Source organism: Flavobacterium sp. (genome assembly GCF_031537875.1).
Classification (GTDB): Bacteria; Bacteroidota; Bacteroidia; order Flavobacteriales; family Flavobacteriaceae; genus Flavobacterium.
The window spans coordinates 91066-117861 of sequence record NZ_JAVKNB010000014.1; the positions used below are offsets into that span (position 1 = coordinate 91066).

A 26796-nucleotide genomic window follows, 5' to 3' on the forward strand; every position below is an offset into this window, starting at 1 on the left:
TATTATTCTTGTGACTTACTTTTAAAAAATGCGGCCATTATTAATCCAATTATTGAACTGAATACAATACTGAAAACGGATCCTTTTAGTAATTGAAGTACAGAATATGGATTGTTTTCTTTCATTTTTGCAATCATTTCATTGATGGCAGCTGCTGGAGAATTGAATTTTTGCATCATAGCTACTGCATTTTTAATCGTAATCTCTTTTAATGTGTCTTGAGCTGAAGGATCAATAACGTTAAATAACAAAATATTGAATGCAGTTCCGATTAAGATGGCAATTACGGCACAAATAAAGTAAGTTGTAAAAGCATCTTTGAATACAAATATTCCCTTCAATTCTTTTTTAGTTTTTGACAGTAAGACTATTCCTAATACAAGATAAATTAGAATGCTTACAATTCCAACCCACCAAGAAACAAATAGATTTAAATCTACCGCGTAGATTGTTGCAGTTATTAAAGCAGAAAGTATACCTGTTACTACACCGAATGTTATTCCATTTCTTTTTATAATTTCGTTTATCATGATATAGAAGATTTAAAATTAATCTACAAATATAGCAATTCCCAATTTATTTGCGCCTAAAAATCGAGTTTTAGCGCAGGATAAAAAAAGTAAGACAAAGATTTGTTTATTAAAAAATAAGTGTAAATTTGCAAACTCAAAATAATAATGTAAAAACAAAAAGTTATAATCGGTTTATACCTTTTCTGTTAGAAGAAAAGCTTCAAAGCACGATTATAATTGAAACTAATAAAAAAGATTTAAGATGAAAAAAGGTGTACACCCAGAAAATTACAGATTAGTTGCTTTTAAAGACATGTCAAATGATGATGTTTTTATTACTAAATCTACTGCAGAAACTAAAGAAACTATCACTGTTGATGGTGTAGAATATCCAGTTGTTAAAATGGAGATTTCTAGAACGTCTCACCCTTTTTACACAGGTAAATCTAAATTAATTGATACTGCAGGACGTATCGATAAATTCAAAACTAAATACGCGAAACACGTTAAATAATTTTAATTTGTTTCTTACTATATCAAGCCTCGCAATTTGCGAGGCTTTTTTTATTTTTATCTGCTTAGAAATCTTTGTAACTTTGAGCCTTTATAACTTTGTAATTACTCAAAATGAATTATATCCTTTTTGACGGTCCCGCTCGAACTGCCCTTTTACCTTTTACTTTTACTCGCCCGGTGGCGGATATTTTAATAGGAATTCTGACGATTCGTCAAAAATGGGAAGTTTATTTAGGTTCCACAACAACGACTTTGACAGAAGAATACCTTTCTGAAAAATTCCCTATGGTGGAGATGGAGCAAAATGTAATGATTAATGCCTCTTTTTTACCTAATGCTAGTTTGGTTGAAATGATTCAAGGTTTAAAATCCAATCAAGCCATTTTCAAAGGAGATGAGGTAATCGCTTTTTTTACCAATGATGAACAAGAGCAAGTTGACTTTGATACGTATGAAATAATCGATTATTCGGAGGATTGTTTGACGGTTCAAAATACCTGGGATATTTTTGCTAAAAACGATACGGCACTTCGCGCCGACTTTGAATTAGTAACTCAAGATAGAAAATCGCAACCTATTCCTAAGTCGGTGAATGTAATTGCTCCCGAAAATATTTTTATTGAAGAAGGAGCAAAGTTAGAATTTGTCACTTTGAATGCGTCAACTGGGCCTATTTATATTGGTAAAGATGCCGAAATCATGGAAGGTTCTGTAATTCGTGGGCCATTTGCTTTGTGCGAAGGTGCGGGAGTAAAACTGGCATCTAAAGTCTATGGTGCTACTACTGTTGGGCCGTATTCTAAAATTGGTGGCGAAGTAAATAACTCCGTTTTATTTGCTTATTCTAACAAAGGACATGACGGATTTTTAGGGAATTCGGTTTTGGGAGAATGGTGTAATATTGGCGCAGACAGCAACAATTCAAACCTAAAAAACAATTACGAAGAAGTGAAATTATGGAGCTATGAAACGGAAGGTTTTGCTAAAACGGGTTTGCAGTTTTGTGGGCTAATGATGGGTGATCATAGCAAATGTGGGATTAATACGATGTTCAATACTGGAACGGTAGTGGGAGTAAGCGCTAATATTTTTGGAAGTGGTTTTCCGCGCAATTTTGTCCCGAGTTTTTCTTGGGGAGGTGCAGGAGGATTTACGACTTATACCACTAGCAAAGCCTTTGCTACTGCTAAATTAGTGATGAGTCGCCGCAATGTAGAGTTTGACGAAAAAGAACAAGCTATTTTAGAACACGTTTTTGAAGAAACCAAGAAATGGAGAAAAGAATAACCGCTTTTTATAAATAAAAAAAACTCGCATCAATTGATGCGAGTTTTATTGTGCTTATTTTATTCTAATAATATTCTCTTTCAGTTTAATCTCTTTTACTCTTTTGTCGTCAGGATTTTTACGATAGTCAAGAATTTCATTTTCTTTATATCCGGTGATTAGGCTTAATTTTGTAATTAGATTGTTCAGTGTATTTTCTCTACGTTTGATAGTGCTTGTGTAGTTTTCGCTTAATTCATCCTGTTCAAAAAGTTCATTTAATGTGTTTAAGGCAATAAACTTAGTTTGATTGTCCACTAAAAAAGAAATGATTTTTAGTTCATTGTCATCAATAGAGCCAATATTTTTTCTTTTATAACGCAATTGATTTTTTGTAGTATCAAAAATCAAACTATTATAGTCACTTATTACTGTTTTTACTTTGGTTTTTAAAAACACAAAACTAACTAAAAGTAGACTACATCCAATAAACAGGAATGTATATAGCTTTTTTAATGGATTGATAATAAATGCTTCCGAACTAATTGGTGTTTTTGTAATTGTATTCAGAGGTATGTGAATCACCTTGATTTGATTAGTGGTGCTAAGTAAGTGGAGTACTACCAAATCATTCGATTTTTCATCAAAATAGAAAGATTTAACATTAATCAATGAAGGTAAAATATATTTTTTAATGGTGTTTGCTTCAATATCTATTTCTAATAGTTTGTTGTTGGCACCTCTACTAAGTAGATACGTTTTTTTACCATTTTGAAAATTAAAATACCCATCTAACGAATTGTATTTAGAATCAAAAACCCCTTCTTTATTCCATTTCATCTTTTTGAGGTCTAATTTCCAAACGTTAGAATCTGATAGCCCTTCTCCATAATAGAAATTATCTGGATTTTCAACAAGTCCTCCAAAAATATAAAGATAATCTCCAATTAGAATTCGGTTGGCATCGCGGCGTAATGATGGGAGTTCGTCTCCAAAGGTTTGAACCGCCATCCATTCTCTTGATTTGAAAATATATTTGGTTAACAAATTTTTGAAAGTGAATAATCCATACCCTCCGAAGTAATAAAATTCATTTTTGTAAACAAACGACGCGGCACCATATTGATTTTGATGTAAAAAGGAATTATCAATTCGAACTAAAGAGTCATTTCGCCATTCTAAAACAGGTCCGCAACCATTGTGTGCAAAATAATTTTTTCCTTTAATCTTAAAGGTATTATAGCGAGAGATGATTTCGGGATAGTTTGTGTGTTTAAGTCGATATAAACGATCTTGAGAGTCTATTTGATACAATGAATCGTGCTCAATAACGATGGTTTTTCTTGTTTTTGCGTCTTGAAAAAGGAAATAATCTCCTTTATATTGGTCAAATTGTGCTTGACAAATAGAGGTATGTAAAAGAAATAGTGAAAAAATACAGAATAGTCGATTCATTTGTGGGGTTGTTTCGAAAATTTTTTCTAAAGTACTATTTTATTTACATATTACAAAGTTGCAGTTGAATTCATTTGTAATTGATTTCTCACCTCATTAATAACGGTAATGAATTCGTATTTCAATTTTTTAGGAATGCGTTTTTCGATAATCACATTATTCTTCAATACATTTGCAATCGGTAGCTTTTAAAGTCAAGCGAGTTAATTACAATAAAATTGATACTGAAGATAAGAATTGAAAAAACAGATAATTCTAGATTAAGGTAGCGTAAACAAATAAGGGTAAAAATAAAGTACCCAATGAGAAAGCTTTTGAGTACAAATTGACGTTGGTGAATACTAATGTGAATTTTAGCCACATCAGTAAATGGAATTTGTTCTTTCTTTTTTGATTTGGGATTTAAAACGATGCCATTGGTTGCTATGCGTATTAAAGCGGCGGTGTCTTTTGAAATCATAATCGGTGGGGTTTTGATTGTGGTATTTATAAACCTTGTCAATAGGTTGGTTTATCTTTTGTAAATTTCTGAATTAGTGCTTGCGCTTCTTAAAATAATGCACGAAACAATATTTTCCAGTATTTTTATTTATTTAACTATTTGAAAATCAGACTATTTTTAAAATGTAGATTTTGAATATTTGGGTTGTTTTAAATGTCTGTTTCTATTGTTTTATTGATATTTAGTTTGTTTTTACGTGGTTTTGGTAGTCCGGTTAGCGGCAAATGAAAAATAAAATTGTATCCAATAGGCTTTAAACAACGAGGGATTTGAATTATATTTGCGCCTTCAAAAAAGGGCGGGTCGAATTACCGATGAGTCCAAAAAATCAAATCCACTACACATGATTACAGTAAACGATATTTCTGTACAATTTGGCGGGACTACACTTTTTAGTGAAGTTTCTTTTGCTATTAATGAAAATGACAAAATTGCCCTTATGGGTAAAAATGGAGCGGGAAAATCGACGCTTTTAAAAATAATTGCTGGACATAGCAAACCTTCTACAGGTTCTATTTCGGCTCCAAAAGAAGCGGTGGTGGCTTATTTGCCTCAACATTTATTGACTACTGATGGCGCTACTGTAATGGAAGAAACGTCTAAGGCGTTTGGTGAAATTTTCAAAATGAAAGCCGAAATTGATGAAGTGAATGAGCAATTAACCGTCCGTACCGATTATGAAAGTGATGAGTACATGAAGTTGATTGAACGTGTTTCGGATTTGAGTGAGAAATACTATGCTATTGAAGAGGTGAATTATGAGGCCGAAGTAGAGAAAATTTTAATTGGTTTGGGATTTGTCCGTGAGGATTTTACGCGTCAAACTTCGGAGTTTTCTGGAGGTTGGAGAATGCGTATTGAGTTGGCTAAAATCCTTTTACAAAAACCCGATTTGATTTTGCTCGATGAGCCAACGAATCACATGGATATTGAAAGTATTCAATGGTTAGAAGATTTCTTAGTGAATCAAGCCAAAGCAGTAGTGGTAATTTCGCACGATAGGGCTTTTGTAGATAACATTACCAATCGTACTATTGAAGTAACTATGGGACGTATTTATGATTATAAAGCCAAATATTCTCATTATTTAGAATTGCGAAAAGACCGTCGTATGCACCAACAAAAAGCCTACGATGAGCAACAAAAAATGATTGCCGATAACAGAGCGTTCATCGATCGTTTTAAAGGAACTTTTTCTAAAACTGACGCGGTCCAATCTCGTGTGAAGATGTTGGAAAAATTAGAAATTGTTCAGGTGGACGAAGTCGACACTTCGGCATTGAAATTGAAGTTTCCGCCAGCGGCTCGTTCAGGACAGTATCCGGTTATTGTCAAAGAATTATCAAAATCGTACGGTGATCATGTGGTTTTTAAAGATGCTAATTTGGTTATTGAGCGCGGACAAAAAGTAGCCTTCGTTGGTAAAAATGGGGAAGGAAAATCGACTATGATTAAAGCTATCATGAAGGAGATTGGTATTGATAGCGGTAGTGTCGAAATTGGTCACAATGCTCAAATAGGCTATTTTGCACAAAATCAGGCGGCATTATTGGATGGGAATGCGTCTATTTTTGAAACGATTGACGATATTGCTGTTGGCGATGTACGAACTAAGATTAAAGATATTTTAGGAGCTTTTATGTTTCACGGCGATGATGTAACTAAGAAAGTAAAAGTGCTTTCAGGAGGAGAAAAAACGCGTTTGGCAATGATAAAATTATTGTTGGAGCCTGTTAATTTGTTGATTCTAGATGAGCCTTCTAATCACTTGGATATGAAAACCAAAGATATTATCAAAGACGCTTTGAAAGATTTTGATGGCACCTTAATTTTAGTATCGCACGACCGTGATTTCTTAGATGGATTAGCTACTAAGGTTTTTGAATTTGGAAACAAAAGAGTAGTGGAACACTTTGAAGATATTGCTGGTTTCTTGGCACACAAAAAAATGGAAAATCTGAGAGAAATCGAGAAGTAGTTTTTAAGGTAAGCTCAATGTCATTAGGTTGAAGTATAATTTGTCATTTCGACAAAAGGAAGAAATCACATCACAAGAGCACTGATTAAACTCCTTTGCCTCTTATTTTAAAGGCTACGTATATAAATTATCCTTATTTTTACCCTAAAGTAATAGGGTTCTAAATAATGGATAATACAAAGACTTCAGTTTATTTCATGCCTGGATTAGCGGCTAGTTCGTTAATCTTTGAGCGCATTACTTTACCTCAAGATCTTTTTGAAGTGCAGCTTTTGGATTGGGAATTACCAATTGGAGAGGAATCTTTAACGGATTATGCTCGAAGGATGGCTCAAAAAATAACGGCTCCAAATCCTGTTTTGATTGGTGTTTCTTTTGGCGGGATCTTAGTGCAAGAGATGGCAGCATTTTTAAATCCACAAAAAGTGATTATTATTTCGAGTGTGAAATCAAATTTGGAATTTCCTCGCCGAATGAAAATTGCTAAGACGACCAAAGCCTACAAATTAATTCCAACTTCGATTTTTTCGAATATGGAAAAATTGAGCGCTTTTTCTTTTGGTAAATCCATAGCACAGCGATTGAAATTGTACGAGAGATACCTTTCGGTTCGAGATGTAAAGTATTTAGATTGGGCGATTGAACGCATTGTATTATGGGATAGAACCCAAGTAGATACAAGTGTAGTTCATATTCACGGCGATGCCGATGAGGTATTTCCAATACAGTATATATCGGATTGTATTGTGGTAAAAGGAGGAACGCACATAATGATTTTAAGTAAATATAAATGGTTGAATGAGAATTTACCCGCTATTATAGCCGGAACTTTTTCAGGATATAGTATAAAATAAAAATTGAATAAATGAAAAAAGTAACCAACAGCTTTCGTAAATGGAGCCTTTTGATTGGGGTAGTGCTAATTAGTGGTCTGTTTATTTTTGCTTCCAAATTAGAATTACCTGCAAACTGGATTGCTCGTTTTAATCCGAATTATTTTCCTGCCAAGATTGATTTTGCAGGAGAAGCAGTACCGTTGCAAATTGCCGATGTCCAAGAACGTTTGGATAGAGAGTTATTAGTGAACGAGCACTTGAATGCGTCAACACTTTTGATTTTAAAAAGAGCGCATCGTGCTTTTGCTGTCATTGAACCGATATTAAAGAAAAACGGAATTCCAGACGATTTTAAATATGTAGCGGTGATAGAAAGTGGTTTAGTGAATGTAGTTTCTCCGGCTGGAGCCAAAGGAATTTGGCAATTTATGCCTGATACGGCTAAGGAAATCGGACTTGAAGTAAATGAAAATATAGATGAGCGTTATCATTTAGAAAAAGCGACTGAGGCAGCCTGTGCTTATTTTTTGAAAGCCAAAGAGAAATTTGGAAATTGGACATTAGTCGCAGCGTCTTATAATGCTGGTGGGACAGGAATCAAAAAGCAATTGGATATTCAAAAAGTAGCTAATTATTATGATTTGCTACTCAATGATGAAACATCACGTTATGTATTCCGAATTTTAGCTTTGAAACAAATTATGGAACATCCAGAACAATATGGTTTTCCAATTACTGAAGAGGAGCAATATAAAATTGTAGCTACAAAAAAAATTGCGATAGATAGTTCTGTAACTGATTTGGCCACTTTAGCAATTCAACAAGGGATTAACTACAAAATTTTAAAAATTCACAATCCGTGGTTGCGAACAACTAAGATTGTCAATCCAACGAATAAAAAATACCAACTGGAAATTCCTTTGGAAGGATATTAAAAAAAAAAGAGGCGATATTCATCGCCTCTTTTTTTTGTGTTATATTTTCTTCATTTGTTCTTTCATCATACTGATTTGATCTTTCAGCATGTTTTGTTTGTCTAGTTTTTTTGCTTCATTCAATAAAGAGGTAGCTTCTAATTTTCTTCTTCTAGACATAGCAATGCCCGCTAGGTTTAATTTGGCCACAGCCAAATCCATATCCATAGACAATCCCAACTCGATCGCTTTTTTGAAATATTTCTCAGATTGATTGATATTGGTTTGCGAAAGCATAATTCCATGAAGGTAATTGAAATACCCTTGTTGTTTTTGAACTAAGGCACCTTCTGGGTTTTTGATTTTGTCTAACCATTTTTTAGCACCTTCAAAATCTTGTTTTCTTAACTTTAAGAAAGCGAGTAAGATGAATTCGTTTTTGAAATATAAAAAAACGGGAAGAGCACTCACTAATATAAGGAAGATTCCATTTCCAGTGTAACCATCAGTAATTTGCCAAATGCCTGTAGCGACAATAAGTCCGGCAAGGATAAGTTTGATATTTTTGTGAAACATAATAGGTTTAAATTTATGATTGCAAAGATAGTAAAAGGAATTAAAAATATTTTTATAAAACTACTTGCTAGAAAAAAAAGTCTTTGTATATTTGCACTCGGTTTTCGAATAACGGTTATTCAAAAACTAGAAGACATATAAATAAAGATTTTAAAGATACAAACCAATGAGCAAAAGAACGTTTCAACCATCGAAAAGAAAAAGAAGAAATAAACACGGATTTATGGACAGAATGGCTTCTGCTAATGGAAGAAAAGTTCTTGCAAGAAGAAGAGCTAAAGGAAGACATAAATTGACTGTTTCTAGCGAACCTAGACACAAAAAATAATGGTTATTCTATAATCAATATTAAGCCGTTACTATTTTTTAGTAACGGCTTTTTTTTGAAAAATTAAACTAATTATAGTTAGATTAGTTCTAAAATACTCAGGTTAAAGTATTTTTTTCTACTTCAACCTGACAATAATAAAAAACAACATACACACAAATTATACTACAATGCCAAAAGACACATCCATTAAATCCGTTTTGATAATAGGTTCAGGTCCTATTGTAATTGGTCAAGCATGCGAATTTGATTATGCTGGTTCGCAATCAGCACGTTCGATTCGTGAAGAAGGAATCGAAGTGATATTAATCAACTCGAATCCTGCTACAATTATGACTGACCCTTCAATGGCCGATCATGTTTATTTGAAACCATTGACGACCAAGTCAATTATTGAAATTTTGAAAGCACATCCGCAAATTGATGCGGTGTTGCCAACAATGGGTGGACAAACCGCTTTGAATTTATGCTTGGAAGCTGAAGAAAAAGGAATTTGGGAAGATTTTGGAGTAAAATTAATTGGGGTTGATGTGAACGCCATTAATATTACTGAAGATAGAGAGCAGTTCAAACAATTGCTTGAAAAAATTGGAGTTCCTGCTGCACCAGCAAAAACAGCTACTTCATTCTTACAAGGAAAAGAAATTGCACAAGAATTTGGTTTCCCATTAGTAATTCGTCCTTCATTTACTTTAGGAGGAACGGGAGCAGCTTTTGTACACAGCAAAGAAGAATTTGACGAAAAACTGACTTACGGTTTAGAAATGTCTCCAATTCACGAAGTGTTGATTGACAAGGCTTTGCTAGGTTGGAAAGAATATGAATTAGAATTATTGAGAGATAAAAACGACAATGTAGTTATTATCTGTTCTATCGAAAATATGGATCCAATGGGAATCCACACTGGAGATTCTATCACGGTAGCGCCAGCCATGACGCTTTCGGATACGACATTCCAAAAAATGCGTGATATGGCGATATTGATGATGCGTAGCATCGGAAATTTTGCTGGAGGATGTAACGTACAATTTGCGGTTTCGCCAGACGAAAAAGAAGATATTGTTGCGATTGAAATCAACCCACGTGTGTCACGTTCATCGGCATTGGCTTCTAAAGCTACAGGTTATCCAATTGCTAAAATTGCTTCAAAATTAGCTTTGGGTTACAACTTAGATGAATTGCAAAATCAAATTACAAAATCAACTTCGGCTTTATTTGAACCGACTTTGGATTATGTGATTGTAAAAATACCACGTTGGAACTTCGATAAATTTGAAGGTGCTGATAAAACATTAGGACTTCAAATGAAATCAGTAGGTGAGGTAATGGGAATTGGACGTTCGTTCCAAGAAGCCTTACATAAAGCTACTCAGTCTTTGGAAATCAAAAGAAATGGTTTAGGTGCTGACGGAAAAGGATATACCAACTACGAACAAATTATCGAGAAACTGACTTATGCAAGTTGGGATCGTGTTTTTGTAATCTATGATGCGATTGCGATGGGAATTCCGTTGAGTCGTATTCACGAAATCACTAAAATCGATATGTGGTTCTTGAAACAATACGAAGAGTTATTTACTTTAGAAAAAGAAATTGCATCGTATAAAGTAGATTCTTTACCAAGAGAATTGCTATTGGAAGCCAAACAAAAAGGATTTTCTGATAGACAAATTGCGCACATGATGGGGGCTTTGGAAAGTCAAGTGCATACATTACGTATGGATATGAAAATCAACCGTGTGTTCAAATTAGTAGATACTTGTGCGGCTGAATTTAAAGCACAAACGCCGTATTACTATTCTACTTTTGAGGCTGAAATTGAAAAGCCAAACGGAGAGCGTTATGTTCACAACGAAAGTATTGTGACGGATAAAAAGAAAATCATTGTTTTAGGGTCAGGCCCAAATAGAATTGGACAAGGAATTGAGTTTGATTATTCTTGTGTTCACGGGGTGCTTGCTGCTAAAGAATGTGGCTATGAAACGATTATGATTAACTGTAATCCAGAAACGGTTTCGACTGATTTTGATACAGCTGATAAATTGTATTTCGAACCTGTTTTTTGGGAACATATTTATGATATCATCCAACATGAGAAACCAGAAGGTGTTATCGTGCAATTAGGTGGTCAAACGGCTTTGAAATTAGCGGAGAAATTATCTAAATACGGAGTAAAAATCTTAGGAACTAGCTTTGATGCTTTGGATTTAGCTGAAGATAGAGGGCGCTTCTCTGATTTATTAACGGACTTAAATATCCCGTTCCCTAAATTTGGTATTGCTGAAACTGCTGATGAAGCGTCTGCATTAGCAGATACATTAGACTTCCCATTATTGATTCGTCCTTCGTATGTGTTAGGAGGTCAGGGAATGAAAATTGTCATCAACAAACAAGAATTAGAAGAACACGTAATCAATTTATTGAAGTCAATCCCAGGGAATAAATTGTTGTTAGACCACTATTTAGACGGCGCTATTGAGGCTGAGGCTGATGCGATTTGTGATGCTGATGGTAATGTATATATCATCGGAATTATGGAACATATCGAACCTTGTGGTGTTCACTCGGGAGATAGTAATGCCACTTTGCCACCGTTTAACTTGGGTGAATTTGTAATGCAACAAATTAAAGATCACACGCATAAAATAGCAGTTGCTTTGAAAACCGTAGGTTTAATCAATATTCAGTTTGCTATCAAAAATGATATTGTTTACATCATTGAAGCCAATCCAAGAGCGTCTAGAACCGTCCCTTTTATTGCAAAAGCGTATGGGGAACCGTATGTAAATTATGCTACTAAAGTGATGTTAGGAGCTAATAAAGTAACTGATTTTAACTACAATCCACAGTTGAAAGGATATGCAATTAAACAACCTGTTTTCTCTTTTAGCAAATTCCAAAATGTGAATAAAGCATTAGGGCCAGAGATGAAATCAACGGGTGAAAGTATCTTGTTTATTGACGACTTGAAAGACGATCAATTCTATGAATTGTATTCTCGAAGAAAAATGTATTTGAGTAAATAATTACGTATTTGAATCTAGATATGTAAAAGCCTCTTTTTAGAGGCTTTTTATTTTTTTAATTGTTTTTGGTTTTACTAAGTATTTCTTATACCAATTGATTGCTAAATTGGCAACCTCTAATAGTTTTCCTGATTCTTCAAATAGATGTGTAGCTCCATATACGATTTGCATTTCTTTTACGCACTCTAATTTTTCTAATGCTAATTTATTCATATTGATTACGGGAACATCAAGTCCACCTACAATAAGCAATGTTGGAGCAGTTACCATGGGTAATTCTTGTACGGCTAAATCAGGTCGTCCACCACGAGATACTACGGCTTTAATGGTATTTTCAAAAAATGCGGCTGCTTTTAATGCTGAAGCAGCTCCTGTACTTGCACCAAAATAAGCAATTGGATATTTTTTAATTTCTTTGTTTTCAAGAAACCATTCTGTCACATTGATTAATCGAGTAGTTAATAAATCAATATTAAACCGATTTTCATAAATACGATCTTCTTCTTCGGTAAGTAAATCAAATAGGAAAGTGCCTACATTCTCTTTCTGTAGGAGTTCAGCAACCATTCGGTTTCTAGAGCTGAAACGGCTACTTCCACTTCCGTGAGCAAAAACAACAACTCCAATGGCTTTCTCAGGGATAATTAAATCACCTTTTAAAATGACCGAATCGACAGGAATATTCAAATCTAATTTTTTCATAATGTTTCAATTTTAATAATTTTAAAAAATGATTATTTGTGAGGTTGCTTATAGTTTAACATTTGAATAGCTTCTTCATCTTCAACTGGTTCGAATTGGTTATAAAAGCTACTAATTCCACTAAAATGATGAGCCGCTATTAAATAGATTAATTCATCAGTATTTTTTTTGAAAACAGATAGTGTGTCAAAAGGCAATACAGGTATTGCTATAATAATTTTTGCAGGATTTTTTTTCCGTACAATATCCAAACAAACTAATAAGGTATTTCCTGTAGCAATTCCATCATCCACTAGTATTACATTTTTATTTTTTAAATCTAATAGTTCCTTATTACCCTTATATAATTTATATTTTTTTCGTATATTTTGTTGTATACTTAATACTTCTTTTTGGATGTAATCCGCAGAAACTCCTGTATTTTCATCGACTATTACTGAGTCGAGGGCAACTGCTCCAATAGCAAATTCTTTATTATTAGGGTGTCCAATTTTTTTTGAAAAGATGATATCTAAAGGGAGATGTAATTCTTTTGCAATTTCATAACCAACAGGGACTCCTCCTCTAGGAATAGCAAGTACTACTGAATCACTATTTTGGTATTGCAGTAATTTTTTTGCTAGTAGTTGCCCTGCTTCAGTTCTGTTTTTTAGTTTTTCGTAGTACATACAAGTAATTTTTGAAATAAACTTGTAGGTTGAAAGGGGAATATAAATTTAGGGCTTATATTTATTTAATTGAATATATAAAATGTTAATTTTCAGTATCTTAATAAAAATAAGTAGATGGATTTAAAATGAATTAGCTTCTTATCATTTTTTATTTTACATTTGTTTAATAAAAATTAAAAAAGAATGAACAACGTTAAAAACGTATTCAGTATCAAAGACCTCGAAAATTTATCAGGAATTAAAGCGCATACGATTCGTATTTGGGAAAAAAGGTACAATATCTTGGAACCCATGCGTACGGATACCAATATTAGGCTGTATGATTTAGCAAGTTTGCAAAAGCTGCTCAACATTACTTTACTTCATGATTACGGGTATAAAATTTCTAAAATTGCAACTTATCCACCAGATAATATACCTAATTTAGTTCGTGAGATTGTAACTAATAAAACAGCTAAAAGTCATGCATTAAGCGAATTCAAAATGGCGATGATGCATTTTGATCAGGAGTTGTTTTTTAGAACTTACAACTGGTTAATGGCTGAAAAATCGTTTCAAGAAATTTTTCATGAGGTATTCATTCCCTTGATGCAAGAATTGGGAATGTTATGGCAAACAGACACAATTTCGCCCGCACACGAACATTTCATTACTTTTTTGATCAAACAAAAATTACTTATTCAAACGGAACAATTGCAGATCTTAAAACCTACCAAGACAGATAAAGTTTTTGTGTTGTCATTGCCTATGAATGAAATTCACGAATTAGGCTTGATGTATTTGAATTATGAAATTTTATCAAAAGGCTACAAGACCATTTATTTAGGGGAAAGCATGCCAATTGACAATTTAAAAGATTTAAAGAAACATTTCGACTCCATAGTTTTTGTTTCGTACCTTACCGTTCAGCCTGATAAAGAATCAGTTAATGATTATGTCAATCAAATGAAACAAGAGTTAGAAGACGAGACTACCCAATTATGGTATATAGGGCGAATGATAGAACATATTGATACTAACATTCTTTCTGATAGTATGTCGGTTTTCAATTCGATAGAGTCTTTAGTAGAAGCTATTTAAATAATAATTACAAATAATAAATTAATGAATCAACCCAAAACAATAGCAATTATAGGTTCTGGATTTTCGTCTTTAGCAGCAGCAAGTTATTTGGCTCAAAGCGGTCATCAAGTTACTGTTTACGAAAAAAATGTCACTATTGGTGGTCGCGCACGTCAGCTAAAAAGTGATGGTTTTACTTTTGACATGGGACCAAGTTGGTATTGGATGCCTGACGTTTTTGAACGATTTTTTGCTGATTTTGGTAAAAAAACTACCGATTATTATGAGTTGATTAAATTGTCTCCAGCCTATCGCGTGTATTTTGGAATCAATGAATTCATTTCCATTGCCGATAATTTACCCGAAATTATTGCCACTTTTGAGTCGGTAGAAAAGGGTAGTGGGGCTATTTTGGAACAATTTATGGCTGAAGCTCGAAGCAATTACGATATTGCTATAAAAGACTTAGTATATCGTCCAGGAGTTTCTCCTTTGGAACTAATTACTTTAGAAACAGCTAAAAAAGTAGGACAATTTTTTAGTAACATCAGTCGCGATGTTCGCAAGAAATTCAAGAATGAAAAGCTAGTTCAAATCTTAGAATTTCCAGTTTTGTTTTTAGGTGCGAAACCTTCAGACACGCCTTCTTTTTATAGCTTTATGAATTATGCCGACTTTGGTTTAGGAACTTGGCATCCAAAGACAGGAATGTTTGATGTAGTTAAAGGAATGGAAAGTTTGGCAGCTGAATTAGGGGTTCAATTTGTAACCAATGCAGCGATTGAAAAAATCATTGTTGAAAACAAATCGGCTAAAGGAATAGTTGTTAATGGTACAGCAATCTATGCGGATGTGGTGTTGAGTGGTGCAGATTACCATCATACTGAAACGTTACTAGAAGAACAACACCGTGCGTATTCTGAAAAATATTGGGATAGTCGCGTATTTGCGCCCTCTTCATTGTTGTTTTATGTGGGGTTCAATAAAAAAATAGAAAATATTTCGCACCACGCTTTGTTTTTTGATACTGATTTTAATCAGCATGCTAAAGATATTTATGACACTCCAAGATGGCCAGCTGAGCCTTTGTTTTATGCTAGTTTTCCATCGATAACAGATCCGTCTACGGCTCCTGAAGGAATGGAATCTGCTTGTTTTTTGATTCCACTAGCACCTGGAATTGAAGACACAGAAGCCTTACGCGAAGAATATTTTCATAAAATTATGGACCGATTGGAAACGTTGACGCAACAAGAGGTTCGAAAAAACATTATCTTTAGACAATCATTTTGCAAAAATGATTTTGTACAAGACTATAATTCCTATAAAGGGAATGCTTACGGAATGGCCAATACGTTATTGCAAACGGCTTTTTTAAGACCCAAATTAAAAAGTAAAAAAGTCGCTAATTTGTTTTTTACAGGTCAGTTGACGGTTCCTGGACCGGGTGTGCCTCCCGCCTTAATTTCGGGAAAATTAGTAGCCGAATTAATTAATAAACAATTTTCAAAAGCCTAACATGAAGCAGTTATTTGACGACGTATCCTTTAAATGCAGTAAGCTGGTGACTAAAAATTACAGCACTTCATTTTCATTAGCAGTCTATATGCTTTCGCCAAGCATACGAGAAGCTATTTATAGCGTATATGGTTTTGTTCGTTTTGCGGATGAAATTGTGGATTCTTTTCACGGATATGAAAAAGAAACCTTAATTAATGATTTTGAAACTGAATACTATAAAGCATTCAATTCGGGAATTAGTTTGAATCCTATTTTGAATTCATTTCAAATTACGGTAAAACGCTATAATATTTCAGACGATTTGATCCAGGCTTTTCTGAAAAGTATGAAATTGGATTTGGTCAAAACCGAATACCATAGCAAAGAAGAATACGAAGAATACATCTATGGTTCAGCTGATGTGGTGGGATTGATGTGTTTGAAAGTCTTTGTGGATGGCGATACTGAGAAATACAATTTGTTGAAAGACGAAGCGATGCGTTTGGGATCGGCATTTCAAAAAGTGAATTTCTTACGCGATTTGAAAGACGATAATTTGGTTTTAAACCGAACGTATTTCCCTGGAGTAGATTTGAATTCATTTGATGAAAAAGCAAAACAAGCGATTATTAGCGAAATCGAAGACGATTTTAAAATTGCTTTTCAAGGCATTACTAAATTACCAATGGAGGCTAAATTTGGTGTGTACACGGCTTATGTGTATTATAAAAAACTATTAAATAAATTGGAGAAAACCCCAAGCCATAAAATTGGTACGGCACGAATTCGTGTTTCTAATTATACCAAAGCGGGATTATTAGCCCAGTCTTTTGTTACTTATAAATTAAAATTAGTTTAAAATTTAATCGTTACAACAATGAATGAAATCCAGTTTTTTCTGATTTTCTTAGGGACTTTTTTATTGATGGAATGTGTGACTTGGTGTACACATAAATTTGTGATGCATGGCTTTATGTGGTATTTTCACGAAGATCATCACCAACCTAAATATGCTGCTATTTTCGAAAGAAACGATGTTTTCTTTGTCATTTTTGCCATCCCAAGTATCGTGCTTTTTTATTATGGTGTAGAAGGAGGGTTGAACTATAAATTCTTTATTGGTTTAGGAATCATGTTTTACGGCATGTGTTATTTCATGATTCACGATGTCTTGATCCACCAACGTTTCAAATGGTTTAAAAATACCAATAACAAGTATTTAATTGGTTTGCGTAAAGCACACAAAGTACACCACAAACACCTAGGAAAAGAACATGGAGAATGTTTTGGGATGTTGTTTGTTCCATTCAAATACTATAAAATTTAAGATGAAAGTTTATACTAAAAAAACAGAGCAGCATGTTAATGCTAGTTTAGAAGAATGTTGGACTTTCTTTTCTAGTCCTAGAAATTTACAAAAGATTACCCCAGAGTCTATGGGATTCGAAATCACAGATTTTGATGAGAAAAACATGTATGCGGGTCAGATTATTCAATATAAAGTATCACCTCTTTTGGGAATCAAATTACCGTGGGTAACTGAAATTACTTTTGTGAAAGACAATAGTTATTTCATAGACGAGCAGCGTTTTGGACCTTATGCTTTATGGCATCACAAACACTTTTTTGAGGCTACTGAAAATGGTGTTTTAATGACTGATTTAGTGCATTATGCATTGCCTTTGGGGTTTATTGGTCGAATAATGAATACCTTGGTGGTTAAAAATAAATTGAAAGCTATTTTCGATTACAGAAAAGTGAAGGTGGACGAATTATTTAATAACAAATAATGGCTAAACAAGAGGTTGCTTTTTTCTGGTTTCGACGTGATTTACGATTAGAAGATAATGTAGGGTTGTATCAATCTTTGCAATCCCAATATCCTGTAATCCCACTTTTTATTTTTGACGAAACTATTTTGGAACGATTACCTAATAACGATCCGAGAGTAGGTTTTATTCACGAATCACTTTCTAAAATAAACACCCAACTGAAAGAATCAGGAAGTTCGCTTTTAATCAAAAAGGGAAAACCTCAAGAAGTTTGGACTAATTTACTCGAAGAATATACTATTCGAGAAGTCATTTGGAATAAAGATTACGAGCCTTCTGCCATCCAACGCGATGCGGCCGTTGCAGAGATATTACAATCCAAAGCAATTAAAGTTTTGGCTACCAAAGACCAAGTTATTTTTGAAGAAGCTGAGATTGTTAAAGCCGATGGCTTACCTTATACTGTTTATACTCCGTTTAAAAATAAATGGTTGGAAAAGTACCAATCGATAGCACCCGTTCAAGAATTGGATGCGTCACCCTATTTTTCTAATTTTTTTAAAAGTGAGTTTGACTTTCTTTCTTTGGAACAAATTGGTTTTATAGCAAGTCCAATTAAAGTTAAACCGCATAATTTAAAATTGATTGCAAATTATCACGAAACGCGTGATTTTCCGGCTTTAGATAGCACTTCATATCTGTCTCCTCATTTGCGTTTTGGCACGGTTAGTATTCGGAAATTAGTGAATTGGGCGGTGCGTAAAAATCCTGTATTCTTGAGCGAATTGATTTGGAGAGAATTCTTTATGCAAATCCTTTTTCATTTTCCAAAAGTGAAAAATAAGAATTTCAAGTCTGCGTATGATGGAATCCAATGGCGAAATGACGAAGCCGATTTTCAACGTTGGTGCGAAGGAAAAACAGGTTACCCAATGGTAGATGCAGGAATGCGTCAGCTGAATGAAACGGGCTATATGCACAACCGAGTGCGTATGGTGGTGGCTAGTTTTCTCTGCAAACATTTGTTAATCGAATGGCAGTGGGGCGAAGCTTATTTTGCTGAAAAGTTATTGGATTATGAAATGGCGGCGAACGTCGGGAATTGGCAATGGGCAGCAGGAACGGGTTGTGATGCAGCACCTTACTTTAGAGTATTCAATCCAGATATTCAACTGAAAAAATTTGACGAAAAAGGAATTTACATTCGTCAATGGATTAAAGAATTTGATTTGGGTTACGGCCAACCGATGGTAGAACACGCCATGGCTAGAGACCGAGCGATTGCTACTTATAAAGCTGGAATTCTAAAATAACTCTATAATAAAAACTCCCGATAACTTAATAAAGCGTATCGGGAGTTTACAATTTAACCCTAACCTAAAAACAATTATTTTCTTAGCTTAATTTATTCGAAATTAAACTGATAAATTCTTTACGTGTTTTGTCTTTTTCAAAAGCCCCTGTAAACGAAGAAGTAGTTGTCACAGAGTTTTGCTTTTGAATCCCACGCATTTGCATGCACATGTGTTGTGCTTCAATGACAACAGCTACACCTAGCGGTTCTAGCGCCTCTTGAATACAATCTTTGATTTGGTCTGTCAATCGTTCTTGCACTTGCATTCTACGAGCAAAAGCATCTACAATACGAGGGATTTTACTTAATCCTACAATTTTTCCATTGGGAATATACGCCACGTGTGTTTTCCCGAAAAAAGGTAACATATGGTGTTCGCACATAGAATACACTTCAATATCTTTTACCACAATCATTTGCTGGTGGTCTTCGGTAAATAAAGCTGATGTTAATATTTCCAACGGATTGATTTCGTAACCGTGTGTTAAATATTGCATGGCTTTAGCGACTCTTTCTGGTGTTTTTTCAAGCCCTTCACGGTTCACATCTTCGCCTAAATTTTCAATAATGGTTTTGTAATTTGAAGACAATATTTCAGTGACTTCGGTATTGTATTGCTCTATCTTTTCGTAGTTTTTCATTGAGTTTTTTTGAGGTGTTTTTATTAAATTTTAAAGCTGACAATACCATAATCCATCTCGAATATTTGCCCTGAGATGGATTTTGCTTTTTCAGAAATTAAGAAGTCAGCCATTTCAGCCACTTCTTGTGGTTGTAAGTAGCCTTTCATGGGATGGCGTTCTACCATATTTTCTTTCATTCGATCGTTTCTTAAAATTCCCGAAGCTAAAGTAGTTTCAGTAATAGTTGGCGCAATAGCGTTAATGCGAATGCTGGACGCTAATTCAGCACCAAGGGATTTCACTAAACCTTCTACTCCGGCTTTGGCAGTAGCAATACTGGCATGAAATGGCATCCCTAATTTTGCAGCAATCGTACTAAATAATAGGATGGAAGGTTGGTTGCCTTTTTTCAAAGCAGGCAAGTATTTTTGGATGGCTTTTACAGCTCCAATGACGTTGATTTCAAAATCATTTCTAAAATCGTCAATACTCAAACTTCCAATAGGCTTTAACGTAATCGAACCTGGGCAATAAATTAAACTATCCAAGCTCTCGATTTCAGGAAGTGTGTCTTGCAACACGTCTAACGAGAAATGAGTTAGGTTTGGATGTGAGATTTCAGGTGCAGTACGGCTAATGGTGTAAACGATGTTTTTGTCTAATTGCTGTAACAAAATGGCATTGCCAATTCCTTTGCTTCCACCAATGATGAGTATTTTTTTCATTTTTATAGGATTTAGCGTTTCGCTATTTTATTGTTGTTGATTTGTCTTTGGCGACTGCATTTAAAACGTCCTTCTCTAAAATCTCTCAATTTTTCGTGTTTGGTTTTTCTACCTTGTACTCTTGCACGCCACATTCTGAAACTTGACGGCTTCATTTCGGCACGCATTAGGTCTATCACTTCTTGTTCTTTTAACCCAAATTGCAATAAAATAGCATCAAATGTGGTTCGGTCTTCCCAAGCCATTTCTATGACGCGATCTTTTTCTATGTCGGTTAGTTCTTTTCTCATTATTGGTATTTTTGAAACTGATGTACCACAATATTGGCTTTTAAGTCAAATAATAAATTGTATAAACCAAAGAAGGTTCTGTTCATATAAATAAAATGTTTGGAACCTCTATTGCCATTCATTTTTCGTAAGTTGGTGTCATTGGCAAAACGTTCGCCTAATTGAGCGATGTTCTGAAAAAAACCTTCATCTGAAAAATCAAAAGTTTCCGATTGAAAAGGTTGTGTAAACAACGTTAATAAATCATAGAACATTTCCGTGAAATAAGCGACTTCTTCAGCAGTATCATCGGTTCGTAAGATTTCTAATTCGAATAATTTATCGCTAAACAATGCTTTGTTGTCAATAATTTCTTTTTTGACCAATTCAAAATAGGGAATGTAAAAGTCATTCGGAATAGCTTTCATACATCCAAAGTCTAAAGCGACCAATTGATTTTTTTCGTTTACCAAGAAATTCCCTGGATGTGGGTCGGCATGTACTTTGCGCAACACATGAATTTGGTACATATAAAAATCCCATAGCGCCTGACCTAATTGGTTGCCAATTTCAGCATTGTTGTTTTCTTTGGTAAATTCAGATAAGTGTAAGCCTGTCATCCAATCCATCGTAATGATTTTCTCAGAAGAATACTCAGGATAATACTTAGGGAAAACTAAATTTTCTATTTTTGAACAAGCGGCTACTACTTCCTGACTTTGTTTTAATTCTAATAAATAGTTCGTTTCTTCAATTAACTTGTCTTCAACCTCTTTGAAATATTTATCGGAGTCTTTGCCTTGTAAGTTGAACATTCGAATGGCAATGGGTTTAACCAAAGCCAAGTCAGACGAAATACTATTGGCTACGCCAGGATATTGAATTTTTACGGCTAACTTTTTATTGTTTTTGACTGCCAAATGGACTTGTCCAATACTAGCTGCATTAACCGAATTAGGATTGAATTCATCAAAAATTTCATAAGGGGTTTTGCCCAAATTAGATTTGAATGTTTTCAAAACCAAAGGAGCTGAAAGTGGTGGGACTGAAAATTGAGATAATGAGAATTTCTCCACGTAGGCTTGTGGTAGAAAACTTTTGTCCATACTTAGCATTTGCGCCACTTTTAAAGCGCTTCCTTTTAAACTTTTAAGCCCATCATAAATGTCTTCAGCATTGTCTTCGTTTAATTTGTCGCGATTCAGGGTTGGATTGACCACTTTTTCGCCATAGTATTTTAAATAATTGACTCCTACTTTGGCACCTGTTTGCACTAGTTTGCTAGCGCGTTCAATTTTTGAAGTAGGAATATAGTCGATGGTTTTCATTTAGTTGTGTTGTATTTTTTCTTTGAATAGGAATTTTCCAAAATCCATTAGGCTTTCCAATGGAGCAGTATTCATTAATTCAAAAGAGGCTTTAACTGATTTTTCGATAAAAAGATCTGTTTTTTCAAATGAGGCAGAAGTGTCATCCAACCAAAATTTCAAGGTCATTATCAATTGAAACCAAGCTGATTCTTGAATTGCTTTTTCTTGGATTTGTTGGAATTTCTCTTGTTTTAATCGGTATTCATCAGAAATTATTTCACTAACAAAATCTTTAAAGCCATTTCGCAAACTAGATAATTGCATTAAACCTTGTAATGGGTTTTTGTCTCCTTTCAAACTCAACACAACATAACTACGATTGGCTGCTAGTAATTCGAAAAAAGTAAAATAAAAGCTTAACATTTTACTCTTCATATCATAGTATTCGTAGTCTTTGTCTTTATTCAATAACTCTTTTGTTTTTTCTAGAAATTGATTAAAAATTTCTTTTTCAACTCCTTCAAGACCTCCAAAAAGGGTATAGAATTCGGCTTCAGTAATTCCATTTGCTTTTGCAAAGTGGTATACTGATTTCGGTTTTTCATTGTTTTCAAGGGTGTCTTGCATGAACATTGAAACTATTTTGTCTTTCGTCAGGGTTGATTTTTTAGTTGCCATTGTCTAGTTGTTTTCAAATTAGAGCATAAAGATATAAAATGTTTAATAAAATAATAAAAAAGTTAAACAAAATATTTGTTTATATTTGTAATAAAATCAAAACAAGTAACTATTTATAAAATGAAAAAAAATGTACTATTGACGGGAGGGACTGGATTTATTGGTAAAAAGTTAACTCAATTGCTTTTAGTAAGTGGATATTCGGTATCGATTTTAAGTCGTTCGAATAAAGCAAATACAGATTGTATTTCGTACTTTCAATGGGATGTTGATGCAGGAACGATAGATGAAGCGGCGATATTGAATGCAGATTATGTGATTCATTTAGCGGGTGAAAATATTGGCGCAAAACGTTGGACAACGGCTCGTAAGCAGGCAATTTTGGATAGCCGTGAAAAATCGACTCAGTTATTATATACCACTTTGCTAAAAACGAATAAAAAATTAGATGCTTTTATTTCGGCCTCTGGAGTTGGAATTTATGGAGCCATTACCGATGAGGTAATTTGTACAGAAGCCACTCCGGCGGCTTCTGATTTTTTAGGAACGGTTTGTCAAAAATGGGAGGGAGCTACTGCATCAATTCACGATTTAGGGATTCGAACAGTACAAATCAGAACAGGATTAGTGTTGGGTAAAGGTGATGGTGTTTTAAAACAATTACTGCCCTTGTTCCGATTGCGACTTGGGAGTGCTATTGGGTCAGGAAAACAATACATGCCTTGGATCCACATAGACGATTTGTGTCGAATATATCTTCAAGCCATTGTAAATCAAGAGATGCAAGGGCCTTATAATGCAGCTATTAATGATGGAACGAATAGTACTATTTTTTCTAAAATATTAGCTAAAGTCATTGGGTATAAAATGGGGTTACCCAATGTTCCGGTTTTCATTTTGCAATTGGTATTAGGAGAAATGTCTCAATTGGTTTTACAAGGAAGACGTGTAGCTTCTGATAAAATTGAGAAAACAGGATTTCAATTTCAATTTATTGATTTAGAAAAGGCGCTACGCAATTGTTTATTTGACTAGTCTATTCTAGGATAAAATCAATATGTGTTTTTACTTTTTTGGAAACCTTAGGTAAAATCATACTTGGAATTTCTATTTTAAAATCGTCAGTATCCAACTCAAAATCAGCTGTAAGCTGAATGGCATTTTCAGTTTTTTTAAATTTTCCTTTGATACTTAAGGGTTGGGTTACACCGTGAATTTTTATTTTCCCATTTATTGGTAAAATGATTCCTTCTGAAGTGATTTTAGTAACGTCTAGATTTGGAATAGTTCCTTTAAAAGTTGCTCTTGGATGTTTGTCGCTTTCTAAATAGATTTCGTTAAAATGAGTTTCCATTAAATCTAATTTAAAATGGAAATCTTTTATTTTTAAAGCACATACAATGATTTTGTACTCTGAATTTAAGACACATTTAACTGCATAGTTTTGAGCTTTGACCTCTTCAAAAAAAGGAACTGAGGCTTCAAAATTGATATTCCCTGATTGGGTTGTCCATTTATCTTGGGCAAACGAAAAGCAGCTAATGAGTAATAGCAGTATAGAAGTAATTCTTTTCATAAGCTAAAGGAAATTAATTATCCTAAAGTTACGAATTTTAATTACAAAGTAGTAGTGTGTGGCTAATTTAATTCTATCGAAACATTGTATTTCTTAAGACTTTCAATGGTTTCAATCGAACTGTAATCAAAAATTTCTTCGTGTAAATCTCTTTCTTTTTTCAAGGCAATTTGTTTCAGGCAATTGCAAAAACGACGAATTTCTTTCAGATTTGACAAAATCAACCCCGGAACGGGCATACTTTTACCTTCTTTATCCTTAGAAACCATTGTGAAATAAGAAGAGTTACAATGCTTAATGACTCCTGTCTGAATGTTTTCGGCTTCAACTCTGATGCCAATAATCATGGAACTTTTACCAACATAATTAACACTTGCTTTCATCGTAACTAGTTCGCCCACTTCAATTGGTTTTAAAAAATTGACCGTATCTACGGAGGCGGTGACACAGTAATTCCCTGAGAATTTTGAAGCACAAGCAAAAGCAATTTGATCCAATAAAGACAGTATATAGCCTCCGTGAATTTTACCACTAAAGTTGGTGTGAGAAGGTAGCATTAATTCTGAAATGCTAATATAGGAAGAGGCTACAGTTTTAAAAGTGTTATTCATGGCTTACGATTCTAATTGATTTTCGTCTTTGTCGGCTCGATTTAGTATAGTGTCGGGAAGTGCTTTTTTCGCTTTAGCTCCCATTTTTTTCAAACGTTCTACGCTGCTAATCAGGTTTCCTTTGCCTTCCACCAATTTATTCATAGCACCAGCGTATTCTACCTTACTTTCATCTATTTTTTTACCAATCTTAATTAAATCAGCAACAAATCCTTCGAATTTATCATATAATGCACCTGCTTGACGAGCAATTTCCAAAGCATTTTCTTGTTGCTTTTGATTGGTCCACATGCTATCAATAGTTCGTAAAGTAGCCAATAAAGTAGCGGGAGTTACAATCACAATGTTTTTCTCAAAGGCCTTGTTGTACAACGAAGTGTCTTCGTTTAGAGCCATGGCAAAAGCAGGTTCAATAGGAATAAAAAGTAATACAAAATCAGGACTTTCAATTTGGTACAAGTCTTGGTAATTTTTGTTACCCAGTTGTTCTACATGACGTTTGATGGAGTTGACATGTTCTTTTAAATAATTGGATTTCAATTCTTCGTCTTCCTCATTAATGTATTTTTCGTAAGCAGTCAACGATACTTTTGAATCCACAATCATTTTTTTGCCGTCAGGCAAATTAATCACGACATCAGGAAAAACACGATTACCATCTTCAGTAGTAAACGCTTGTTGCACTTCGTACTCGCGTCCTTTTTCTAGACCTGACTTTTCTAATACGCGTTCCAATACCAATTCGCCCCAATTTCCTTGCATTTTGCTGTCGCCTTTCAAGGCTTTGGTCAAGTTAATAGTTTCTTTGCTCATTTGAAGATTCATATCTCGCAAACCTAGTATTTGTTCACGCAAAGCGGCGTGGTAATCAATACTTTCTTTGTGGGTGTCTTCAACTTTCTTTTCGAATAATTGAATTTTATCTTGAAGTGGCGTCAAGATATTTTGCATATTTTCTTTATTCTGTTCGGTGAATTTATTGGATTTTTCGTCCAATATTTTGTTAGCCAAATTCTCAAATTCTTTAGTAAATTTCTCTTGAAGCTGCTCTACTTCTTGTTTCTGTTCTTTGTTTCGTTCCCAAAGATTTTCAAAATCAACTTCTTTTTTGGATAATTGAATGGCTAGGCTGTCTTTCTCATTTCGAATGACTTCTTTTTCGTTTCTTTCTTGTTGTAACGATTCCATTAAATTTTGGATTTGGGCTTGACCCGCCAAAACTTTTTCTTCCAAACTAATTTTTTCGGCTTGCATTTTGGCTGAGAAAATAAGCTTGCCAATGAAGATGCCAAGGACTAGAGCTAGTAGGAATGTAATGAGAATAGGGAAAGCCGCTGCCATATTTTTATTTGATTTATTGAAGTGAGTAAAAGTAAGGAATTCTATGAATTGGGTAGTTTAAAATAATTATTTTTTCTTCAATAATAATGTACTTTTGCGGCAAATCTAAACGACATGTCTCATCATCATTTTATTATTCATAAACCTTATGGCTATTTGAGTCAGTTTGTTTACGAATTAAAACGAAAGAAACGACTTTTAGGGGAGTTGTATCCATTCCCTGAAGGTACGATGGCTATTGGACGTTTGGACGAAGATTCGGAAGGTTTGTTATTGTTGACCACTGACGGCATGATGAGCGAACTCGTTCGCAGTAAAAAAGTAGAAAAAGAATACTATGTGCAAGTAGATGGGATTATTCATCAAGAAGCAGTAGAGCAATTGCAAAAAGGAGTCGAAATAGGATTCAATGGAAAAAAATACATCACTAAACCTTGTAAGGCATTCTTGATACATGAAGTTCCTGCTTTTGGTGCAAGAGGAAAGAAGATTCGAGATGAACGTCATGGACCTACTTCTTGGCTTTCCATAACCATTAATGAGGGGAAATTCAGGCAGGTACGCAAAATGACCGCTTATGTTGGATTTCCAACATTACGCTTGGTGCGAGTTCGAGTAGGCAATGTCTATCTTAACGATTTACAAGCAGGCGAAGTGATTGAAGTGGCTGATTTTCAAATAGAAAAAAAATAA

28 protein-coding genes are annotated in these 26796 nt (G+C 34.2%); 15 read left to right on the plus strand and 13 right to left on the minus strand.

The features are described 5' to 3' along the window. Positions 1–2: 2 nt before the first annotated feature. Positions 3–530 (minus strand): DUF4199 domain-containing protein, encoded by a 528-nt coding sequence (locus RMR09_RS09650; RefSeq protein ID WP_310595589.1) that lies wholly within the window; start codon positions 528–530, stop codon positions 3–5. Between the two features lie 244 nt (positions 531–774). On the opposite strand from RMR09_RS09650, the gene RMR09_RS09655 reads away from it, so the two are divergent. Together RMR09_RS09655 and RMR09_RS09660 are read left to right on the plus strand one after the other, a co-directional pair. Beyond that, the gene (locus tag RMR09_RS09655) at positions 775–1026 is read left to right on the plus strand and encodes a type B 50S ribosomal protein L31 (protein ID WP_296686803.1); all 252 of its coding nucleotides are present in this window, start codon (positions 775–777) and stop codon (positions 1024–1026) included. A 113-nt stretch (positions 1027–1139) separates the two neighbouring features. Continuing rightward, positions 1140–2315, plus strand: coding sequence for a GlmU family protein (locus RMR09_RS09660; protein WP_310595590.1), 1176 nt, complete (start codon positions 1140–1142; stop codon positions 2313–2315). A gap of 54 nt (positions 2316–2369) precedes the next feature. Here the strand turns inward: RMR09_RS09660 and RMR09_RS09665 are convergent, their stop codons facing one another. After that, a complete protein-coding gene (locus tag RMR09_RS09665) occupies positions 2370–3749 on the minus strand; it encodes a kelch repeat-containing protein (RefSeq protein WP_310595591.1) in 1380 nt (459 codons plus the stop codon). An 845-nt stretch (positions 3750–4594) separates the two neighbouring features. On the opposite strand from RMR09_RS09665, the gene RMR09_RS09670 reads away from it, so the two are divergent. The 3 genes from RMR09_RS09670 to RMR09_RS09680 all read left to right on the plus strand — a co-directional run bounded on the left by RMR09_RS09670 (position 4595) and on the right by RMR09_RS09680 (position 8000). Further along, positions 4595–6229 (plus strand): ABC-F family ATP-binding cassette domain-containing protein, encoded by a 1635-nt coding sequence (locus tag RMR09_RS09670; RefSeq protein WP_310595592.1) that lies wholly within the window; start codon positions 4595–4597, stop codon positions 6227–6229. A 167-nt stretch (positions 6230–6396) separates the two neighbouring features. After that, positions 6397–7083 (plus strand): alpha/beta hydrolase, encoded by a 687-nt coding sequence (locus RMR09_RS09675; protein ID WP_310595593.1) that lies wholly within the window; start codon positions 6397–6399, stop codon positions 7081–7083. A gap of 11 nt (positions 7084–7094) precedes the next feature. After that, on the plus strand, positions 7095–8000 hold the full coding sequence (locus RMR09_RS09680) for a lytic transglycosylase domain-containing protein (RefSeq protein WP_310595594.1): 906 nt from the start codon (positions 7095–7097) through the stop codon (positions 7998–8000). 39 nt (positions 8001–8039) lie between these two features. Here RMR09_RS09680 and RMR09_RS09685 read toward each other — a convergent pair whose 3' ends face one another. After that, positions 8040–8555, minus strand: a complete 516-nt coding sequence (locus tag RMR09_RS09685) for a DUF2892 domain-containing protein (RefSeq protein WP_310595595.1) — start codon at positions 8553–8555, stop codon at positions 8040–8042. A 166-nt stretch (positions 8556–8721) separates the two neighbouring features. On the opposite strand from RMR09_RS09685, the gene rpmH reads away from it, so the two are divergent. Together rpmH and carB are read left to right on the plus strand one after the other, a co-directional pair. After that, positions 8722–8883: a 50S ribosomal protein L34 gene (gene rpmH, locus RMR09_RS09690; RefSeq protein WP_008464848.1), complete on the plus strand. Its 162-nt coding sequence runs from the start codon at positions 8722–8724 to the stop codon at positions 8881–8883. A gap of 170 nt (positions 8884–9053) precedes the next feature. Then, positions 9054–11909 carry a carbamoyl-phosphate synthase large subunit gene (carB, locus tag RMR09_RS09695; protein WP_310595596.1) on the plus strand — a complete coding sequence of 952 codons (2856 nt, stop codon included), beginning with the start codon at positions 9054–9056 and terminating at the stop codon, positions 11907–11909. Between the two features lie 36 nt (positions 11910–11945). Here carB and RMR09_RS09700 read toward each other — a convergent pair whose 3' ends face one another. Continuing rightward, positions 11946–12611, minus strand: coding sequence for an alpha/beta hydrolase (locus RMR09_RS09700; RefSeq protein WP_310595597.1), 666 nt, complete (start codon positions 12609–12611; stop codon positions 11946–11948). 32 nt (positions 12612–12643) lie between these two features. After that, positions 12644–13279, minus strand: coding sequence for a phosphoribosyltransferase family protein (locus RMR09_RS09705; RefSeq protein ID WP_310595598.1), 636 nt, complete (start codon positions 13277–13279; stop codon positions 12644–12646). 186 nt (positions 13280–13465) lie between these two features. Here RMR09_RS09705 and RMR09_RS09710 point away from each other — a divergent pair, with 186 nt between their 5' ends. The 6 genes from RMR09_RS09710 to RMR09_RS09735 are packed head-to-tail and all read left to right on the plus strand — an operon-like array spanning position 13466 to position 18929. Beyond that, on the plus strand, positions 13466–14362 hold the full coding sequence (locus tag RMR09_RS09710) for a MerR family transcriptional regulator (RefSeq protein WP_310595599.1): 897 nt from the start codon (positions 13466–13468) through the stop codon (positions 14360–14362). 24 nt (positions 14363–14386) lie between these two features. Then, a complete protein-coding gene (locus tag RMR09_RS09715) occupies positions 14387–15862 on the plus strand; it encodes a phytoene desaturase family protein (RefSeq protein ID WP_310595600.1) in 1476 nt (491 codons plus the stop codon). A gap of 1 nt (position 15863) precedes the next feature. Next, a complete protein-coding gene (locus RMR09_RS09720) occupies positions 15864–16703 on the plus strand; it encodes a phytoene/squalene synthase family protein (protein WP_310595601.1) in 840 nt (279 codons plus the stop codon). Between the two features lie 18 nt (positions 16704–16721). Then, positions 16722–17171, plus strand: a complete 450-nt coding sequence (locus RMR09_RS09725; RefSeq protein ID WP_310595602.1) for a sterol desaturase family protein — start codon at positions 16722–16724, stop codon at positions 17169–17171. 1 nt (position 17172) lies between these two features. Further along, positions 17173–17634 carry an SRPBCC family protein gene (locus RMR09_RS09730; protein ID WP_310595603.1) on the plus strand — a complete coding sequence of 154 codons (462 nt, stop codon included), beginning with the start codon at positions 17173–17175 and terminating at the stop codon, positions 17632–17634. After that, complete coding sequence (locus RMR09_RS09735) at positions 17634–18929, plus strand: deoxyribodipyrimidine photo-lyase (RefSeq protein ID WP_310595604.1); 1296 nt, start codon at positions 17634–17636, stop codon at positions 18927–18929. Before RMR09_RS09730 ends, RMR09_RS09735 begins: the two co-directional genes overlap by 1 nt. Positions 18930–19011: 82 nt before the next feature. Here the strand turns inward: RMR09_RS09735 and folE are convergent, their stop codons facing one another. From folE to RMR09_RS09760, 5 genes are read right to left on the minus strand one after another with little or no spacing between them, the layout of a single operon-like run. Continuing rightward, entirely contained in the window at positions 19012–19611 is a 600-nt protein-coding gene (gene folE / locus RMR09_RS09740; protein ID WP_310595605.1) for a GTP cyclohydrolase I FolE, read from the minus strand. Between the two features lie 23 nt (positions 19612–19634). Then, a complete protein-coding gene (locus tag RMR09_RS09745) occupies positions 19635–20318 on the minus strand; it encodes an SDR family oxidoreductase (protein WP_310595606.1) in 684 nt (227 codons plus the stop codon). An 11-nt stretch (positions 20319–20329) separates the two neighbouring features. Beyond that, complete coding sequence (locus RMR09_RS09750) at positions 20330–20608, minus strand: TIGR03643 family protein (RefSeq protein WP_310595607.1); 279 nt, start codon at positions 20606–20608, stop codon at positions 20330–20332. Then, positions 20608–21915 (minus strand): AarF/UbiB family protein, encoded by a 1308-nt coding sequence (locus tag RMR09_RS09755; RefSeq protein WP_310595608.1) that lies wholly within the window; start codon positions 21913–21915, stop codon positions 20608–20610. Before RMR09_RS09755 ends, RMR09_RS09750 begins: the two co-directional genes overlap by 1 nt. Then, a complete protein-coding gene (locus RMR09_RS09760; protein ID WP_310595609.1) occupies positions 21916–22575 on the minus strand; it encodes a TetR family transcriptional regulator C-terminal domain-containing protein in 660 nt (219 codons plus the stop codon). Between the two features lie 120 nt (positions 22576–22695). Between RMR09_RS09760 and RMR09_RS09765 the strand changes: the two genes are divergently transcribed. After that, positions 22696–23610, plus strand: a complete 915-nt coding sequence (locus tag RMR09_RS09765) for a TIGR01777 family oxidoreductase (protein ID WP_310595610.1) — start codon at positions 22696–22698, stop codon at positions 23608–23610. A 1-nt stretch (position 23611) separates the two neighbouring features. On the opposite strand, the gene RMR09_RS09770 is transcribed toward RMR09_RS09765, so the two are convergent. The 3 genes from RMR09_RS09770 to rmuC all read right to left on the minus strand — a co-directional run bounded on the left by RMR09_RS09770 (position 23612) and on the right by rmuC (position 26103). Then, on the minus strand, positions 23612–24151 hold the full coding sequence (locus RMR09_RS09770) for a YceI family protein (RefSeq protein WP_310595611.1): 540 nt from the start codon (positions 24149–24151) through the stop codon (positions 23612–23614). 62 nt (positions 24152–24213) lie between these two features. After that, positions 24214–24762 (minus strand): acyl-CoA thioesterase, encoded by a 549-nt coding sequence (locus RMR09_RS09775; RefSeq protein WP_310595612.1) that lies wholly within the window; start codon positions 24760–24762, stop codon positions 24214–24216. Positions 24763–24765: 3 nt separating this feature from the next. Further along, a complete protein-coding gene (gene rmuC, locus RMR09_RS09780) occupies positions 24766–26103 on the minus strand; it encodes a DNA recombination protein RmuC (RefSeq protein WP_310595613.1) in 1338 nt (445 codons plus the stop codon). Between the two features lie 114 nt (positions 26104–26217). Between rmuC and RMR09_RS09785 the strand changes: the two genes are divergently transcribed. Further along, on the plus strand, positions 26218–26796 hold the full coding sequence (locus tag RMR09_RS09785) for a pseudouridine synthase (RefSeq protein WP_310595614.1): 579 nt from the start codon (positions 26218–26220) through the stop codon (positions 26794–26796).